The organism is Pseudoduganella lutea (assembly GCF_004209755.1).
Lineage (GTDB): Bacteria > Pseudomonadota > Gammaproteobacteria > Burkholderiales > Burkholderiaceae_D > Rugamonas > Rugamonas lutea.
Window position 1 is genome coordinate 2,992,554 of sequence record NZ_CP035913.1, and the last position, 17,088, is coordinate 3,009,641.

The 17,088-nt window shown below is 67.4% G+C and carries 14 protein-coding genes; 3 read left to right on the plus strand and 11 right to left on the minus strand.

Annotated elements, in window-relative coordinates:
• Positions 1-65: 65 nt before the first annotated feature.
• From EWM63_RS12605 to dgoD, 9 genes are all read right to left on the minus strand, one after another.
• Positions 66-872 carry a PPK2 family polyphosphate kinase gene (locus EWM63_RS12605; protein ID WP_130186832.1) on the minus strand — a complete coding sequence of 269 codons (807 nt, stop codon included), beginning with the start codon at positions 870-872 and terminating at the stop codon, positions 66-68.
• Positions 859-1,830 (minus strand): LysR substrate-binding domain-containing protein, encoded by a 972-nt coding sequence (locus EWM63_RS12610; protein ID WP_130186833.1) that lies wholly within the window; start codon positions 1,828-1,830, stop codon positions 859-861. Before EWM63_RS12610 ends, EWM63_RS12605 begins: the two co-directional genes overlap by 14 nt.
• Before the next feature lie 101 nt (positions 1,831-1,931).
• Entirely contained in the window at positions 1,932-3,137 is a 1,206-nt protein-coding gene (locus EWM63_RS12615; RefSeq protein ID WP_130186834.1) for a glycoside hydrolase family 53 protein, read from the minus strand.
• A gap of 28 nt (positions 3,138-3,165) precedes the next feature.
• The gene (locus EWM63_RS12620) at positions 3,166-4,041 is read right to left on the minus strand and encodes an SMP-30/gluconolactonase/LRE family protein (protein WP_130186835.1); all 876 of its coding nucleotides are present in this window, start codon (positions 4,039-4,041) and stop codon (positions 3,166-3,168) included.
• On the minus strand, positions 4,041-6,692 hold the full coding sequence (locus EWM63_RS12625; protein WP_130186836.1) for a TonB-dependent receptor: 2,652 nt from the start codon (positions 6,690-6,692) through the stop codon (positions 4,041-4,043). Before EWM63_RS12625 ends, EWM63_RS12620 begins: the two co-directional genes overlap by 1 nt.
• A 25-nt stretch (positions 6,693-6,717) precedes the next feature.
• A complete protein-coding gene (locus tag EWM63_RS12630) occupies positions 6,718-9,180 on the minus strand; it encodes a beta-galactosidase (protein WP_229487873.1) in 2,463 nt (820 codons plus the stop codon).
• Positions 9,181-9,266: 86 nt separating this feature from the next.
• Complete coding sequence (locus EWM63_RS12635; RefSeq protein WP_130186837.1) at positions 9,267-9,884, minus strand: 2-dehydro-3-deoxy-6-phosphogalactonate aldolase; 618 nt, start codon at positions 9,882-9,884, stop codon at positions 9,267-9,269.
• Positions 9,881-10,837, minus strand: a complete 957-nt coding sequence (locus EWM63_RS12640; protein ID WP_207221277.1) for a 2-dehydro-3-deoxygalactonokinase — start codon at positions 10,835-10,837, stop codon at positions 9,881-9,883. The genes EWM63_RS12635 and EWM63_RS12640 overlap by 4 nt, the downstream gene beginning before the upstream one ends.
• A 5-nt stretch (positions 10,838-10,842) precedes the next feature.
• Positions 10,843-11,991 (minus strand): galactonate dehydratase, encoded by a 1,149-nt coding sequence (gene dgoD / locus EWM63_RS12645; RefSeq protein WP_130186839.1) that lies wholly within the window; start codon positions 11,989-11,991, stop codon positions 10,843-10,845.
• A gap of 394 nt (positions 11,992-12,385) precedes the next feature.
• Here dgoD and EWM63_RS12650 point away from each other — a divergent pair, with 394 nt between their 5' ends.
• From EWM63_RS12650 to EWM63_RS12660, 3 genes are all read left to right on the plus strand, one after another.
• Entirely contained in the window at positions 12,386-13,072 is a 687-nt protein-coding gene (locus tag EWM63_RS12650) for an alpha/beta fold hydrolase (RefSeq protein WP_503826253.1), read from the plus strand.
• 52 nt (positions 13,073-13,124) lie between these two features.
• Entirely contained in the window at positions 13,125-14,150 is a 1,026-nt protein-coding gene (locus tag EWM63_RS12655) for an alpha/beta hydrolase (protein WP_130186841.1), read from the plus strand.
• A 202-nt stretch (positions 14,151-14,352) separates the two neighbouring features.
• Positions 14,353-14,895 carry an acyl-CoA thioesterase gene (locus tag EWM63_RS12660; RefSeq protein WP_130186842.1) on the plus strand — a complete coding sequence of 181 codons (543 nt, stop codon included), beginning with the start codon at positions 14,353-14,355 and terminating at the stop codon, positions 14,893-14,895.
• Between the two features lie 29 nt (positions 14,896-14,924).
• Here the strand turns inward: EWM63_RS12660 and EWM63_RS12665 are convergent, their stop codons facing one another.
• Positions 14,925-15,440 (minus strand): GNAT family N-acetyltransferase, encoded by a 516-nt coding sequence (locus EWM63_RS12665; protein WP_207221278.1) that lies wholly within the window; start codon positions 15,438-15,440, stop codon positions 14,925-14,927.
• A 10-nt stretch (positions 15,441-15,450) separates the two neighbouring features.
• On the minus strand, positions 15,451-17,070 hold the full coding sequence (locus EWM63_RS12670) for an FAD-dependent oxidoreductase (protein WP_130186844.1): 1,620 nt from the start codon (positions 17,068-17,070) through the stop codon (positions 15,451-15,453).
• Positions 17,071-17,088: the final 18 nt, after the last annotated feature.

Genomic DNA, 17,088 nt, shown 5'->3' on the forward strand with positions numbered 1-17,088 from the left:
CGACCAGCGAATGCCATGCCGGCGGGCCGATATGGCGAGCCGAAAGGCGCGCCGGCAGCCCCCCGCTACTTCACCCGCAGTTTGGCGATCTTGGGATCTCCTGCCGGATACGCGAGGTTCATCGCCCGCATCGTTTCCGCGAGCAGCGCCGCCACGGCGGTATCCCGGTGCGGCTTCGAATCGGCCGGCACGATGTACCAGGGCGCATGGGGCGCATCCGTGCCGGCGATCGCCTTGTCATAGGCCGCGTGGTACTCGGACCATTTCTCGCGGTGCTTCAGGTCTTCCGGATCGAACTTCCAGTGCTTTTCCGGATTGTCGATGCGGTCCTGCAGCCGCCGGCGCTGTTCGTCTTTCGAGATGTGCAGGAACACCTTGACGATCGTGGTGCCGGATTCGGCCAGCATGCGTTCGAATTCCTGGATCTGCGCAAGGCGACGGCCCGCCTCGATGTCGCTGATCTGGCCATACACGACCGGGTGCAGCACGTCTTCGTAATGGCTGCGGTTGAACACGGCGATCTCGCCCTTGCGCGGTACCTGCAGGTGCACGCGCCACAGGAAGTCGCGCGCGGTTTCGGCCGATGTCGGCACGTCGAAACGCACGGGGCGCAGGCCCATCGGATTGATCCGGCCGAACAACTGGTGCACGGTGCCGTCCTTGCCGGCGCAATCGACACCCTGCAGCACCAGCAGCACCTTGCGCTGGCGTTCCGCGTACAGCATTTCCTGCAGCAGCGCGATTTCCTTGTGCAGCCCCTTGACGAAGTTCCGGTCTTCGCGCTCGTCGCCAGTGCACAGCGGCGTTGCCGCCGCATCCTTGTCCGCCAGTACGAGGCGGCCATTCACGCCAAACAGATTACACGCCTTCATCCATGCTCCCGAGCCGAGGGTAGCGCTGCGCGGCCACTTCGCGCAGCGTGGCCAGCATCGCTTCCGCCCCTGGCGACAGCCGATGCTGCTTGCGGGTGACGATACCATACAGGTCCATCGTCAGGCCCAGGTCGTACGGGAGAACGGTGATCAGCCCCATGTCCAGGTAAGGGCGCACCAGTTCGGCCGGCAGCGCGCACACCATGCGGCTGCCCGCCAGCAGGTTGACGATGACGGGCAGCGCCATCGCTTCCACGGTGTCCGATGGCGGCTCCAGGCCGTGCGACAGGAACAGCGCCGTCAGCCGGTCGCGCAGCACCGAGCCGGCCGGCGGCACGATCCAAGGTTCGCAGGCCAGGTCGGCCGGTGTCAGGTCCGTGCGCGATGCCAGCGGGTGGCCAGCGCCGGCGATGAGGCTGTGCGGCTCGTCGGTGATCGGCTCGAAATGCAGTTCGCCGGCGGCGTGCGAATCCTGCACGCGGCCGATGACGATGTCCAGTTCTCCGGCACGCAGTTTATCGGTCAGCAGCTTGCTCGTATCGACGGTGACGGACACGCGCACCCGGGCGTGGCGTGTCTTGAGCAGCTTGATCGCATCGGGCAGCAGGCTGGCCGAAGGCGTCAGTACCGCGCCGACATTGACCTTGCCCGACAGGCCGGCCAGCAGCTCCATCACTTCCTGGTGCGCCGCATCCATCTCGGCCAGCGCGGCACCCGCGCGGCGGATCAGCACTTCGCCATACCAGGTCGGCAGCACGCCGCGCGGCAACCGCTCGAACAGCTGCACGTTCAGCGCGTGTTCCAGTTCGGCCAGCAGCTTCGATGCCGCCGGCTGCGTGAGGTTCGCCGCCTGGGCCGCGTGCAGGATCGAGCCATGGCGGCCAAGTTCCACCAGCAGCACGAGCTGGCGCATCTTCAGGTGGGAGCGGACGAATCGGTCGGAATGGAGGTCGTGCATGCGGGTGACGCGATCGGGGGCAAAACCGGGTGCAAATCCCCGGTGCGTCAGCCATGATAGGCCGCTGCCCTGCCCCCGTCAATCAAAGCGTTCCCCCGTTTTTACTGCTTGCGGACCGCCGGCGTATGCTTGCGCCACGCATCGAGCACCGGCAGCGCGCGGCCCTTGAAGTCGAACAGCGTGGTATTCGACACCACGTTCTCGCCCGGCTTGCCGTCCGCGTCGCGCACCGCCCAGCCGGTACCCGGCACCTGGATCATCACCGGGTCCCAGTACAGCACGCCCAGCACGCGGTCGGTGCGGCGCAGGGCGCCCAGCAACTCGTCGATGAACGCGGCCTGGCCTTCCGGTGAACTCATCGATGCGGGGTATGGGCCGTTGTCCGCGAGCTGGCCGGCGTGGCCGTTCGGCAGTACCGGCGACCAGTTGAAGCCCGTCTCCATCACGAACAGGTCGCGGTCGTAGTGCTTCGTGATCTCCCGCGCAAAGGCGGTGAACTGGGCCACGTTCCGCTTGGTCCAGAACGGATAGTACGATGCGCCGATCACGTCCCACTTCACGCCCAGCTTCTGCAGGTGATCGAAATAGTGGCGGTACTTGGCCACATTGCCGCCGTCGTCCAGGTGGATGATCACCTGGCTGGCGGGCGACACGGCCTTCACGCCGTCATAGCCGGCCTGGAACAGCGCGCCCAGGCGCGGCCAGTTCTCGTCGAGCGTCTTGCCGCCCAGTTTCCCGTACGGGTACAGCATGCCGCCTTCGGTCTCGTTGCCGACCGAGACATACTGCGGCGTGGTGCCCTGCGCCTTCAGCGCGGCCATCACTTCGCGCGTGCGCTCGAACACGAGCTTGCGCAGGCGCTCGAAGCGGGCCTGGTCGTCCGGCAGCTTGTCCAGTTCGGCGCGCCACCGGGCCGGCACGATCTGCGTCTTGCTGTTGGTCCAGAAATCGCTGTAGTGGAACGTCAGCTCGATCTGCATGCCCAGGTCCGCGCTGCGGCGGGCCATCTTCAGCAGGTCCGGCAGGTCCATCGAGCCGGCCGGCCAGTGCCAGCCTTCGTTGCCGGTGCCGGGGCCCGCACCTTCGTACAGGCGCAGGCGGGCGATGTTGTGGCCCGATTCGCGCAGGATCTTCAGCGCGTCGCCGGGCTTGCCCTGGCGGTCGCTGAACACGGCGCCATGCTTTTCCATCAGCGGCAGCACCGAATAGTCGCCGCCGGCCAGCAGCGGTTCGTTGGCCAGCACCGACCATGGCGCGGCGCACAGCAGTGCCGCCAGCATGAACGGGCGGAACAGGGATTTCATCATGGAGAGTCTCCTGGAAGATCGATCGGGATTATCGAATGGATGCGTTGTCGTCGAACGGCGTGTCGGGAATGCCGCGCACACCGGGCGCGGTGATGTGGAACAGCTGGCCACCGGCGCTGGCGACGAGCAGGCGGTCAAGCGCGGCGCCACCGAAGGCGGGCCGGGTCGGGTCGGCGACCGGCAGGCGCCACGTGCCGATCCGTTCACCTTCGGGCGAATAGCGGACCAGCCAGCCGCTGCCGCGCTCGGCGTTCCACACGCACCCTTCGCTGTCCACCACGGCGCCGTGCGGCATGGCATCCGCCAGTTCGGCGAAAGGCCGCACGTTCGCCACCTGCGCGCCATCGGCGTCATAGTCGCAGCACAGGATGCGCCGTTCGCCGGCGTCGCTGAAATACATCGTGGCCCCATCCGGCGAAAAGCAGATGCTGCCGGCGACGGCCGCCGCCGGCAACGCCAGCCGGCGCAGGCCATGGGCCTGGGAATACTGGTAAAAACTGCCGATCGCGCGCGGTTCGCCGGCCTCGATGCGGGTGCCGAACACGAAATGGCCGCGCCGGTCGGTGCGGCCATCGGCCACGCGGGTGCGCGGCTCGGCGGGATCGACGACGACGGCCGGCTGCAAGGCCAGCTGCCGCGCCGCCCTGCCGCCCGGTGCCGGCGGCCCGGCAAAGCACAGCCACTTGGCCAGGCCCACCAGCAGCCGGCCGGAACGGCAAAAGGCAAACGTGCCAGCACGGTCCGGCAAACGGCAGGCGGCCGGCGCGCGCTGGCCATCCTGCCAGGCATACAGCGTGGCGGCCGGCACGTCCGTCCACCACCAGCGGTCGGCGCCGTGTTGCCACAGCAGGCCATCGGCCAGCAGCGCGCGGTGTGCCAGTGCCAGCCGTACGCCGCCCGCCATTACAGGTTGGCTTGCAGGCTGAGGCCGAAGCGGCGGTCGTCCGCGTAGCGGCCGAACTGCGTGCCGGTCACGCCGTAGTAGCTGCTGCGCGACTTGCGGGTCAGGTTGCTGACTTCGAACGCCACCTTCAGGTTCTTCGTCAGCTGGTAGCTCGCGTAGGCGTCGACCAGGCCATAGCCGTTCATGTACGTGGGCGTCTGCGACATCGTGGCGCCGTTGTTCACGTAGTAGTTCTGCGTGCCGGACAGGTACTTGCCGCGGTAGTTGTAGGCCAGGCGGAAGCCGAAGTCGTTCCAGTCATACATGCCGATGATGTTCGCGCTCTGCTTCGACAAGCCTTCCAGCTGGGTTTCCTGGCCTTGCAGCGGGCCCGGTGCCTTGCTGTTCACGTAGGTGAAGTTGGCTTGCAGGCCCAGGCCCTTCCAGTAGCCCGGCAGGTTCGTGAAGAAGCCCTGGTAGCCGATCTCCAGGCCCTTGATCGTGCCATCGTTGCCGTTCGCCGGCGTGCGCACCGAATAGATCGTGGGGCCGTACGTGATGTCGCTCGTCGTGGTCTGGATGAAGCCGTCGACCTTCTTGTAGAACGCGGCGGCGAACACGTAATCGCTCTGGCTCAGGTAGTACTCGAGCGTGGTGTCGAACTGGCGCGCCTTCAGCGGCTGCAGGTCCGGGTTGCCCAGGTAGCCGGTGCGGTCGTTGGCGTTCAGCGACAGGCTCGGGGTCAGCTGGTCGAAGTTCGGGCGCGTCACCACTTTCGAGGCGGCCACGCGGGCGATCAGCTTGTCCGTCAGTTCCAGGCGCGCGTTCACGCTCGGCAGGAAGTCGTCATCCGTGGTGTCGGCCTGGCGCGCCACGTAGCTGCCGTTCTGCGATTCCTGCCAGGTGCGCTCCGTTTTCGTGCGCACGTAGCGCACGCCGAAGTTACCGGTGAGGGTCTTGCCGGCCAGCGTGGACTCGAAGTCGGCCATGCCGTACAGCGCCTGCGTCTTCTCGGCGAAGTCGAAGGTTTGCGCCGCGTCGAAGCCCGGCACTGTCAGGCCCAGCGCGCCGCGCACGGCCTGCGGGTCGCGCAGCCAGTCCAGGTTGGCGATGGACAGCCACTGTTTCGGGAACGTGCCGGCGCCTTCGCGGTGCAGCAGGTCGCTGTAGGGGATGGTGCCGATCTGGCTGGCCAGGCCCGGCAGCGCGCCGCCCACCGGGCCGGTACCGCCGGCGCTCCAGATGTCGTTGATCGTGTTGATCTCGGAACTTTGCGCCTTGCGGTCGGAAATGCGCACGCCGGCCTTGATGCGGGGGATCAGCTCGCTGTCCAGGCTGCGCTCCACGTCGCCGCGCCACACCGTTTCGCGGCCTTCGTTCTTCTGGCGGAAGTACAGCGCCTTGCTGGCCCAGTATTGCGACGGCGTCACCAGGTCGTTCGGGTTCGCCAGTTCCGGGTAGGCCGAAGGAATCGCCGTCGTCAGGTCATACGTGAAGGCCGGGGCGGTGGTGCCCACGCCCAGGCGCACTTCCTGGTACAGGCGGTCGAAATTGCTCTTGGTGTAGCCCAGCTCGGACTTCACGGTCCAGCCGTTGGCGCGCCAGGAACCGCCAATGGCCAGCTGGCGCGTCTTCGTGTCGTTGTCGCCGATATAGCCGGACGTGCTCATGTCCGCGCCATAGAACGTGCCCTTGGTGATATTGCCGTTCTCGCTCTCGACGGTACCGCGCGGCCACATGGCGCCGGCATTGGTGGCGGCCGACCAGTTCGGCCAGTACGGCGAAGCGTAGAAGCCATACGTGTCGGTGGCGGTTTCCAGCTTGGTGTGGTTGGCGTCAAGGTACAGCTCCACACCGCGCACCGGGCGCCATTGCAGCGACGCGTTGATGCCGGTGCGTTCGCGCTCGCCGAACTCGTACGCCTGCCAGGTGCCGATCGGTGCGTAGATGCCTGAACCGTCGGCCAGCTGGGCCGGGGCGCCGATTTCCTGCGTGTCCGAGCGGTAGTTGCGGCGCTGGTGCGCCACCGACAGCAGCGCGCCGAAATCCTGGCCGTTCAGTTTCCAGCGGTTGGAAACGAGGATCGAGCCTTCGCCGTTACGCTTGTCGGCGTAGTCGGCGTCGGTCATCTTGACGGTGCCGGCCACCTTCAGGCCGGCGAAGTCGAACGGCCGGCGCATGCGCAGGTCGATCACGCCGCCGATGCCGCCTTCGACCTGTTCGGCCGTGGGGCTCTTGTAGACGTCGGCGCCGGCCAGTAGTTCGGACGGCACGTCCTGGAACGACAGGCCGCGTTCCTTGCCGGCCGTGAAGATCGAGCGGCCGTTGACCAGCGTCTGGGTCTGCGACAGGCCGCGGATCTGCACCTTGTCGCCTTCGCCGCGGCTGCGCGAGATCTGCACGCCGGTGATGCGCTGCAGCGCTTCGGCCACGTTCGAATCGGGCAGCTTGCCGATATCGTCGGCCACGATCGAGTCGACGACCTGGTCGGCGTTCTTCTTGAGGTCCTGCGCCTTTTGCAGGCTGGCGCGCATGCCGGTCACGACGACCTGCTGCGTTTCAGCCGCGGGTGCGGCAGCGGTGTCGGTGGTCTGGGCCAGCGCCGGCATGGCGCAGAGGGCCGCGGCGATGGCGATCGCGTGGCGGCGACCGGGTTGGTTGTTGAAGTTCATGCTTTCTCCGATGGGGTGTGAATTCTTATGGTGTGATGGTGAGCTTGTAGACGGGGGTCAGGCTCACTTTGTTGACGCGCGCAATCTGCGTTTGCGCGCCGAAATCCGGTCTTGCTTCCTTGGCGATGTACACCGGCGCATCCGCGCGCAGCGGCAGTACCGCCAGCGACAGTTCGTGTTTTAGTGCCAGCGCCTTCAGGCCGGCCTGCCAGCCGTAGCCGCTGTAGTACCAGTCGTCCGCCAGCCGCGTGCCGTCGAACAGCCGGCCGATGTCGCCGGTGAAATCGACCTGCAGCAGCGCATCGTCGACATGTTTCAATGCATCGCGCTGCACGTCGATGCGCCACGTGGCGGCGGTGCGCCATGCTTCCGGGATCGGCTGGATGGCGGCCTTCGCGAGGCCGCCCTTCATCACGGCCGGCGCCGGCCGCGCTTCGCGCAGCGGCGTGGCCGTGGCGGTCAATCGCACCGCGGGCAGCGTGGCTTCGTACGCCTGGAATACGCCGTCAGCGCCTCGGGCCCGCAGCGCATGGTCCGCTTTCGGCGCGCGGCTCAATGCCGGATACACGGCAAAGCGCATCGCGGCATCGCCAACGGAGCGCAGGTGCAGCTTGCCGCCTTCGAACCATGCCTGCTGGCCGCTCAGTACGAGGTAGCGCTGGCCGGCGACCTCGCCGATGACCAGCTGGCGCGCCTGTGCCGCCGGCAGCACCAGCAGGTGCACGGGTGTTGCGCCGGCGCGGCGGATCGTCAGTGCACGCGACGTGCCTGGCGTGACGTCGGCGATGGTGGCGCCGTCCTGCATGGACCGGGGGGCGGGCGTGTCGATCGTAGCGCTATCAGCCTCCAGCGCCAATTCGACCGGAATGCCTTCCGTGGCGGCAAACACGTAGGTGATGCCATCGGTGCCGGCATCGAGGCGCGCCACCGGCTGCGCCGTCGCATGGCGCAGCCGCGTGCCATCGAGGTCGAAGTTCACCGGCCAGATCGCATAGGCGCCGTCCGGCACGTCGACCGCGCGGCGCGGGAAGCGCACCGTGCCGCCCACCAGCTTCACGTCGAACTGCAGCGACTGCGCCGGCATCGGGTACTGGCGCACATGGTTGTTGACGAACACGAAGGCGCTGTCGCCATTGCTGCGCACGGCCACGCGGGGCGTGCGCAGGTCCGCCGGGCCGGACGGTGTCACGTCCGGCTTGCGCACGGTCATCGGTGCCAGGCGGTTGCCGAAGCCGGCGATGAAGTAGTGGAACGGGCGCAGGTAGCCGAGCACGGGGCGCTGCTGGCCGTCCGGGCCCAGCGGGGCCTGGAAGTCGTAGTTGATCGCCGGCGTGTCGTTGTAGCCGCCGCTGATGCTGCTTTCTTCCAGCGTGGTGGCGCCGACCGGATTGCGCCCGCCGTGGAACATGTAGTAGCCCATCAGGTTCACGCCGGACCCCAGCTGCACCGGCAGCATCGATGCGATATCGTCCGGCGACACCACGGGGCGGCGGCGGTACATGAACGGCAGCCCGGCGCCGTACTCGGCGCCCAGGAACGGCGTCTTGTCGATGTCCGACTCGGCGGTGCCCGGGCCGTGCGACTTGGTTTGCGCGCCGAGGTCGCCGGACACGCGGCTGTCGAAGCGGAACGCGTAGGTTTCCTTCGGCGGCAGTTCAGTGGTGGACACGGCCCAGGGCTCGTCGACATAGCCGCCGAACACGGGCGTGACCTGGCCGGACGGATACTGCGCGCCATCCCAGCCGGTGACGGTATAGAACGGCACATCCATCCCCGCCCGCAACGCCAGCTTCTTCAGCGTGGCGATGTGGCCGGCGCCCTCGCCCGGGCCATTCAGGTTGTATTCGTTTTCCAGCTGCAGGCCGATGACGGGGCCGCCATCCTTCCACAGGCTGCCCTTCAGCTGCGCGCCGATCTCCCGGTACAGCCGCGCCACGTGGCGCAGGTATTGCGGATCGTCGCCGCGCGTGCGCATGCCATCGACGACCCAGTCGGGAATGCCGCCATAGCGCACTTCGCCATGCACCCATGGCCCCACGCGCACGATCGCCTTCAGCCCCAGCTTGCCGCACAGTTGCACGAAGCGGCGCAGGTCGCGGTCACCTTGCCAGTCGAACGCGCCATCCTTCGGTTCGTGGTGGTTCCAGATCACGTAGCTGGCGACGACGGTGATGCCGGCCGCCTTCATCTTCGCCAGTTCCGCTTCCCACGTGGCCGCGGGGCTGCGCGAATAATGGAATTCGCCCATCACGGGCATCCACGGCTGGCCGTCGAGCGTGAGATAGCGGTTGTTCGCGCCCAGCACGCTGCCGCGCGGCGTCGTCGCGGCACCCAGTTGCAAGTGGCCGGTAACGGGGTTTGCGGCTGGCGCGGACGCGTCCACGCCGATGACTTGCGCCGCCATGGCCTGCATGGTCATGGCTTGCAATTGCATTATGGCGAATGCTGCCGCCAGCGCCATCGCGGGGCGCTTCGATCCCTTGTTCATTGCGTCTCCAGTGGTTCACTGCGGGCTGTTACCGCCAGCGGGGTGCCGGCGCTTGCTTGCGCTTGCTTGTTCTTGCTTCTTCCTTGTTACTGCCAGGCGTCGACGAAGGCCTTGGCATTGGTGGCAACCGTTGCGGCATCCATGCCGGGCTTGTACAGGGCGGACCCGAGGCCGAAGCCGGCCACGCCGGCGGCGCGGAAGTCTGCCATATTTTCGGGCGTTATACCACCCACGGGCAACATTTTTATATCTTTTGGCAATACCGCGCGCATCGCCCGCACGACGGCCGGCGAGATCAGCTCGGCCGGGAACAGCTTCAGGGCATCGGCCCCCGCCTTCAGCGCCGCAAAGGCTTCGGTGGGTGTGGCCACGCCGGGCACGCACCACATGCCGGCGGCCTTGGCCGCGCGGATCACGTCCACGTCCGCATGGGGCATCACGACGAGCGTGCCGCCTGCATCGCGCACGCGCGCTACCGCTTCGGTATCGAGCACGGTGCCGGCACCCACCACGGCGTCGGCCGGCAGGCTGTGCGCCAGGCGCGCGATCGATGCAAATGGGTCGGGCGAATTGAGGGGCACTTCGATCAGGCGGAAGCCGGCGCCGTACAGCGCGGCGCCAATCGCTTCCGCTTCGGCGGGTTGCAGGCCGCGCAGGATCGCGACGAGCGGCAATCGTTCAAAAGCGGTCGTGAAAATGGTCATTGACTCTCCAGTGGCGCCAGTGGCAAAAGCCCTGCGGCGCGCGCGAGCGCCAGCAGGCCCGCGGGCGCCGTGTTATCGAGAACGAGGTCGGCGGGCCGGTCGAAACGGTGCAGCGCCACCTGGTAGCGTGCGCACAGGTTCGGCGCGCCCACCAGCGCCAGCGGCTGCGGGCCGAGGCCGGCCATCGCGCGCCATTGCAGGCCGGCGCGCAATTCATGGCCGATCAGCAGGCCGGACAGGTAATCGGCCAGCATGTCGTTGGGCAGGCGCCCGGTCACGCCCAGGCTGCGCACGGCGAAGATCTGGTGCGCCAGCCCCAGTTCGCCATGGTCGCGCGCCGCGTCGACGCCCTGCACGAAGGCATCGGGATCGACCGGCGCATCGTCGGGCATCAGCCGGCCCAGCACGGAATGCTGGCGCAGCACCGCGTACAGCTCGCCCGTCATGTGCGTGGCAAAGCGCACGATGCGCTCCGCGCAGATCTGCGTCCATTTCGAATGGGTGCCGGGCAGCACCACGCAGCTCGAGGCGCGCAGCGTGTCGTGCAGGTGCAGCGTGCCGACGACCTGCGTTTCCTCGCCGCGCATCACGTCCGGCGGCAGGCTCGTGTCGTCGAACAGCACGCCGGGAACGATGAAAGGTCCACCATCGGGGCGGCGCAGGCCGGCCGCCAGCACGGCGGCACCGGCAGGGCAGCGCGCATACGGCACGTCCAGCCAGCCGTGTGCACTGCCGACCATGCCACAAGCCAGCACGGGCAGCCCGGGATGCGCGGTGCGCCAGCCGCCGGACACGTCATCGAACGCTTCCACAAAGGCGGCGTGGCCGGACAGCGTGGAAGCGCCCTTGTCGGCCTTGCGTTCCTCGAGCACCGTGCCGTCGGGCCCGACCAGCCAGGCGCGCAGGCTGGTGCTGCCCCAGTCCAGGCCGATCAGGGAAGGCACCGCTGCCACGGCGGTCACCATTCGGCCACGCTGCCGTCCGGGTGGCGCCACACGGGGTTGCGCCAGTCCGGCGGGTTCTGGCTGGCCGCGATGACGCGCTCTTCGTCGACGATCACGCCCAGGCCCGGCTTGGGCAGCGGCGGGAAGTAGCCGTCCTTGATCTGGAAGTCCTCGCGGTTGATCACGTAGTCGAACAGCTCGGCGCCCTTGTTGTAATGGATGCCCATGCTCTGTTCCTGCAGCACGGCGTTGTGCGACACGAAGTCCACCTGCAGGCAGGCGGCCAGCGCCACGGGGCCGAGCGGGCAATGGGGCGCGAACGCCACGTCGTAGGCTTCGGCCATCGCGGCGATCTTCACGCATTCGGTGATACCGCCGGCATGCGAGAGGTCGGGCTGCACGATGGCGATGCCGCCGCGCGCGAACACATGCTTGAACTCGAAGCGCGAATACATGCGCTCCCCTGCCGCCAGCGGGATCGACGTGTGCTCGGCCAGGCGCGGGTAGTATTCGGCCTGCTCGGCCAGCACCGGTTCCTCGACGAACAGCGGGCGGAACGGCTCCAGCTCGCGCAGCAGCACCTTGGCCATCGGCGCGGCCACGCGGCCATGGAAATCGATGCCGAATTCGATGGTGTTGCCGAATGCTTCGCGGATCTGCGCGATGCGCGCGATGGCCGCGTCGACGGCAGTGGCCGTGTCGACGATGCCCAGCTCCTCGGTGCCGTTCAGCTTGAACGTGTGGATGCCGATGTCGCGCAGCGTGAGGATGCCTTCGATGACGTCCGCCGGGCGGTCGCCGCCGACCCAGCTGTACATCTTCATCTTGTCGCGCACGCGGCCCCCCAGCAGCTCGTAGACGGGCACGCCCAGGGCCTTGCCCTTGATGTCCCACAGCGCCTGGTCGATGCCGGCGATGGCGCTCATCAGGATCGCACCGCCCCGGTAGAAGCCGCCGCGGTACATCACCTGCCACAGGTCGTTGATGCGCGTGGGGTCCTGCCCCACCAGGTACTCGGCCAGCTCGTTGACGGCCGCCTCCACGGTGCGCGCGCGGCCCTCGATCACCGGTTCGCCCCAGCCGGTGATGCCTTCATCGGTCTCGATCTTCAGGAACATCCAGCGGGGCGGTACGCGGTACAACGTGAGCTTGGTGATCTTCATGGCGGCCTGCGTGAATGTGGTCAGGCCAGTGTAGCGCGCCCTGTTAGAGATGAAATATTGTTTATTGATCGGAACATATATCAATTTCGCATATCTGCCGTGTACGGCGCCCGGCGCAATGCCGTGAAAAAAAGTAAAAATATCGCTTGCTATTACATAGCGCGCTATCTATACTTCTTTCCATGCACTGAAGACAACGCAACGAAAGCAGCGAACCAAGTACGAAGCTTTCCCGCGATGTCATCGAACTCAATAAGTAGCACACTATTTAAGCGCAAACTATTTAACTGGAGATCACCATGAACGCCATCAAAACCATCGCCCTCGCCCTGTCGATCATCGGTAGCGCATCCGCCATCGCCGCCCGGCCGCGGAACTGAAACCCACCGTCATCCTGGTCCACGGCGCCTTCGCCGATTCGAGCAGCTGGAACGGCGTGGCCGCGAAACTGCGTGCCGATGGCTACACCGTCATCGGCGCGGCCAACCCGCTGCGCAGCGTGAAAGGCGACGCGGCATCGGTGGCCACCGTGGTGAAAAGCGTCAAGGGCCCCGTGGTGCTGGTGGGCCACTCGTATGGCGGTGCCGTGATCTCGGCCGCGGCCTACGGCCAGTCCAATGTGAAGAGCCTGGTGTATGTGGCCGCCTTCGCACCGGAGCAGGGCGAGACGGCGCTCGAACTGTCGGGCCGCTTCCCGGGCGGCACGCTGGGTGGCGCACTGGCCGAACCGGTGGCCCTGCCCGATGGCGGCAAGGATTTCTACATCCAGCAGGACAAGTTCCACCAGCAGTTCGCTGCCGACGTGCCGAAAGCCCAGGCGGCACTGATGGCGGTGACGCAGCGCCCGATCGCCGAAGCGGCATTGACCGAAGCGGCCGGCGTGCCCGCCTGGAAGAACGTGCCTTCGTACTTCGTCTACGGCACCGCCGACAAGAACATCCCGGCCGCGGCGTTGAAATTCATGGCCGACCGTGCGCAATCGCGCCAGACCGTCGCCATCCCCGGCGCCTCGCATGTGGTGATGACGTCGCACCCGGCGGCAGTGGCCAAGCTGATCGAGACCGCCGCCCAAGCCAACTGATTTAAATCGCACACAATAAAATCGCTAACTAAAAGAAACTGAAGGAAACAACATGAACGCCGCCAAATCGCTCCTCGCCACCGCCCTGCTCGCCATCACCGCAGGCACTGCAACCACCGCGGCCACGGCCGCCGCCCTCCCCGGCGTGGAACGCCAGACCGCCGCCTTCCTCCAGGCGATCGAAGGGGGCAAGCCGATCGAGCGGATGACGCCGCAGGAAGCCCGCGCCGTGCTGGTGGGTGCCCAGGCCGGCGCGAAAGTGACACTGCCCGCGGCGGACGTCAGCGAAAAAACCGTGACGCTGGACGGCAAGCCGGTCAAGCTGACGATCGTGCGCCCGGCCGGCGCGAAGGGCACGCTTCCCGCGTTCATGTTCTTCCACGGCGGTGGCTGGGTGCTGGGCGACTACCCGACGCACGAGCGGCTGGTGCGCGACCTGGTGGCGGGTTCCGGAGCGGTAGCGGTGTTCGTCAACTACACGCCCTCGCCGGAAGCCGGCTACGGCGTGGCGGTCAACGAAGCCTATGCGGCAACCCGCTGGGTGGCCGCCCATGGCAGCGAGATCGGCGTGGACGGCAAGCGCCTGGCGGTGGCCGGCAACAGCGTGGGCGGCAACATGGCGGCCGTCGTCAGCCTGATGGTCAGGGACAAGGGCGGCCCCGCGCTGCGCGCCCAGGTGCTGCTGTGGCCCGTGACGGATGCGAACTTCGACACGCCGTCCTACCAGCAGTATGCGGAAGGCCACTTCCTGACGAAAAACATGATGACCTGGTTCTGGGACAACTACACCCGCGATGCGGCGGCCCGCAAGGAAACCTACGCTGCACCGCTGCAGGCCAGCCTCGAGCAGCTGAAAGGCCTGCCGCCCGCGCTGATCCAGACCGCCGAATTCGACGTGCTGCGCGATGAGGGCGAAGCGTATGGCCGCAGGCTCGATGCCGCCGGCGTGACCGTGACCTCGGTGCGCTACAACGGCATGATCCACGACTTCGGCCTGCTCAACGTGCTGGCCGACGTGCCGGCGGTGCGCGATGCGATGGACCAGGCGGCCAATGAGTTGAAGAAGCGGTTGAAGTAACGGGAGCGTTAAAACTCCGCGCCTTGCGGTGCGAAGGCAGCGACGGGCATCTCGATGAGGTGCCCGTCTTTGCATTGATCGGCCAAGAGACTTGGCGCGCGGCCGTCCGATATCGGCTATTCCAGTGATGGCTGGTAGAGGGAACCCTCCTTGCCAAACCACGCCGCATGGGCCAGCATGCCGTTTTTTCACGGAGCTTCCGATGAACCTGTGGTTTCGCCTGCTCTTCCTGCTGATCAGCACCCCCTTCCGCCCCAAGCTGGCCGCGCCGCATGGTGTCTCGCGCCTGGCCTTCCGCGTGTGGTTCAACGACCTGGACACGAACGGCCACGTCAACAACGGCCGCTACTGGACGCTGTTCGACCTGGGCCGCACCGACATCATGCTGCGCATGGGGTTATTGGGCGCCGTGTTGAAGAACAAGTGGACACCGATCGTGGGTGGCGGCGCGATCCGCTTCCGCCGCGAGCTGCGGCTGTTCCAGTCCTTCGTGCTGGAGACGCGGATCGCGGCGTGGACGGAAAACCGCGTCGTGTTCGAACAGCGTATCCTCGCCGACGGCGACGTGGTGGCGACGCGGGCGCTGGTGCTGGCCGGGCTGTACGACCGCAAGGCGCGTGGCTTCGTGCCGGTCGATACGATCTTCCGCAGCGTCGGCGTGACGGGCACGCAATCGCCGCCGATCGATGCCGCCGTGCAGGCGATGCTGGACCTCGATGCGGCGATGAAGCTGAATGCGGATTGAAGCGCCCTGACGGGCCGAATACCCGTTGGCTATGCCAGCGGTGCTGACCGCAGCCCGATCCTCAGCATGCCGCTGCCATCCTCCCGATACCCGAGCCGTTCGAACATCCGCCGCGCCCGCGCATTCTCCGGCGCGACATCGGCCATCAAGCCGTTCAAGTGGAGCACCCCGGCGGCGTAGTCCGCCAGCACGCCGAGCGCTTCCGGCATGAACCCCTGCCCCCATGCTGAACGCCGCAGCAGGCATCCGACCTGCGCGGTGCGGGATGCCGGGTCGAAGCCGTGCAGCCCGCAAGTGCCGATCGGCGCGCCGCCATCGGCCGGCACGACCGCCCATTCCAGCGACTGGCCGGCGGCCAGCAGCCGCCGCACGCTGGCCAGCATCCGCCCCACCGTGGACAGGTCGGGAAAAGGGTCTTCGTCCGTGTAGCGCATGACGAGCGGATCGCCGTAGAGGGCGAACAGTGCCGCCGCATCGTCCTCGCCCATCGGCCGCAATGTCACGCGCCCGCCGTGCAGCACGGGCACTACCGTGGGAAGGGCCAACGCATCCACGTCAGGCCAGCGCTTTCTGCGCCGCCTGCCATCCCCACCACGACGCTTCCTCGAACACGGAAAAACCCGACAGGTCGGCGTGCGCGAACAGCACCGGCCCGGCAGCATCGCGCAGCGCCTGCACGCCGGGATTGGAGAGAAAACCCGGCAGCGGGGCCGCCATCGCATGGGCGCGCAGCGTGATGTCGGCGCGCTGCACGCAGGCATCGAACGCGTTGCCGTAGGCGGCACGCAGGTCGACGGTGGCCAGCGCCAGCAACTCCTCGGGCGACGCGGACTGCATCCACGTGCGCGCCGCCACCGGATCGCGGTCGGACAGCGCCACGTAGCTGGTGAACACGCTTTGCGCCGGCGGCTGCTGGCGGATGTCCTGGTGCGTGGACACCACATAGCCCAGCCCCTGCGTGCCGTGCACCACGTTGTCCCACGACAGCGGCGCCTCGGGCAGCTCTTCCGGAAAGCGGTCCAGCAGGAAATTCGCCACGAGCCACGGCGAATATGCCGGCATGTGCCGCGCCGGATCGAAGCCGTACTGCGCGATGTCCTCGACCACGCGGCTGGTCACGAACAGTGGCATCGCGCAGATCACCTTGCGGGCGCGAACCAGATACGTGCGCGGCTTGCCATTCTCCAGCACGAAACACAGCGCTTCGGCACGCCCGTCGACCTGCTTCACGGTGGCGACCGTGCCGGCCATGCGCCGCGCGCCGGTCCGGGCGGCCAGCTTCTCGGCCAGCGGCTGCAGGCCGCCGGGCCATGTCAGCCACGCGCCCCCTTCCGCATTGGAGGCTTCGCCGCCGCGCGCGCAAAAATAATGCAGGCCGGCCCAGGCGGAAACGCGGTCGATGTCGGTGCCGTAATCGTCGCGGCAGCAGTAGTCGAGGTACCACAGCAAGGTGGGGGCCCGGTAGTTGTTCTGCGCCAGCCAGGTTTTGAAAGTGATCGTGTCGAGCCGCCGCCAGGCCGGGTCGGTGGAGGCCTGCGCGGCCGGCAGCGTGAACACCTTGCGGCGGTCGGCGCCGCGCATCGCATGCAGCTTTTCCATCTCGGCGGAGAAACGCGCATGCTCGGCCAGCTCCGCCGGCGGCACGCCGGCGCGCGGCATGACGCCTTCGTGCCACTTGCCCCCGTACAGCAGCCGTTCGTGGGGTGCGTGCAGGATCAGCTTTTCATCGTAGTACGGCTTGGGGCCGTAGGGATCGCGCGTGATGATGCCCAGGTCGTACAGCAGGTGGCGCACGTGCAGGCATTCCTGCGGCGGGATCGGCAGGTAGTGCGCGCCGGTCGGATACGCCAGCGGGCCATACGCGCCGCCGGCGGCGTTGCCGAACGGTTCGGGGCCGTCGACCATCAGCACGTCCTTGACGCCTTCGCGGTGCAGCTTCCATGCCGCCGTCAGCCCGGCGATGCCGGAACCGAGGATGGCGACGTCGGCTTCGACGATGCTCGAAGGTGGGGGCAAGGCCTGGCGGTCGCGCAAATAATGGCCCTCGGCGCGGCCGGGGTGATGCAACCCGGGCTTGATTTCGTGCCAGCGCGCCCAGGCGGCGATGCCGGCGGCAGCGGCGCCGCCGCCGGCGCCCAGAGCGGCGGTCCAGCGCAGGAATGAGCGGCGTTCCATCGTGTCCTCAGCGTATTC

Coding starts and splice junctions, on each gene's coding strand:
- EWM63_RS12605 (WP_130186832.1), bottom strand. CDS start 872: ATGAAGGCGTGTAATCTGTTTGGCGTGAATGGCCGCCTCGTACTGGCG.
- EWM63_RS12610 (WP_130186833.1), bottom strand. CDS start 1,830: ATGCACGACCTCCATTCCGACCGATTCGTCCGCTCCCACCTGAAGATG.
- EWM63_RS12615 (WP_130186834.1), bottom strand. CDS start 3,137: ATGATGAAATCCCTGTTCCGCCCGTTCATGCTGGCGGCACTGCTGTGC.
- EWM63_RS12620 (WP_130186835.1), bottom strand. CDS start 4,041: ATGGCGGGCGGCGTACGGCTGGCACTGGCACACCGCGCGCTGCTGGCC.
- EWM63_RS12625 (WP_130186836.1), bottom strand. CDS start 6,692: ATGAACTTCAACAACCAACCCGGTCGCCGCCACGCGATCGCCATCGCC.
- EWM63_RS12630 (WP_229487873.1), bottom strand. CDS start 9,180: ATGAACAAGGGATCGAAGCGCCCCGCGATGGCGCTGGCGGCAGCATTC.
- EWM63_RS12635 (WP_130186837.1), bottom strand. CDS start 9,884: ATGACCATTTTCACGACCGCTTTTGAACGATTGCCGCTCGTCGCGATC.
- dgoD (WP_130186839.1), bottom strand. CDS start 11,991: ATGAAGATCACCAAGCTCACGTTGTACCGCGTACCGCCCCGCTGGATG.
- EWM63_RS12655 (WP_130186841.1), top strand. CDS start 13,125: ATGAACGCCGCCAAATCGCTCCTCGCCACCGCCCTGCTCGCCATCACC.
- EWM63_RS12660 (WP_130186842.1), top strand. CDS start 14,353: ATGAACCTGTGGTTTCGCCTGCTCTTCCTGCTGATCAGCACCCCCTTC.
- EWM63_RS12670 (WP_130186844.1), bottom strand. CDS start 17,070: ATGGAACGCCGCTCATTCCTGCGCTGGACCGCCGCTCTGGGCGCCGGC.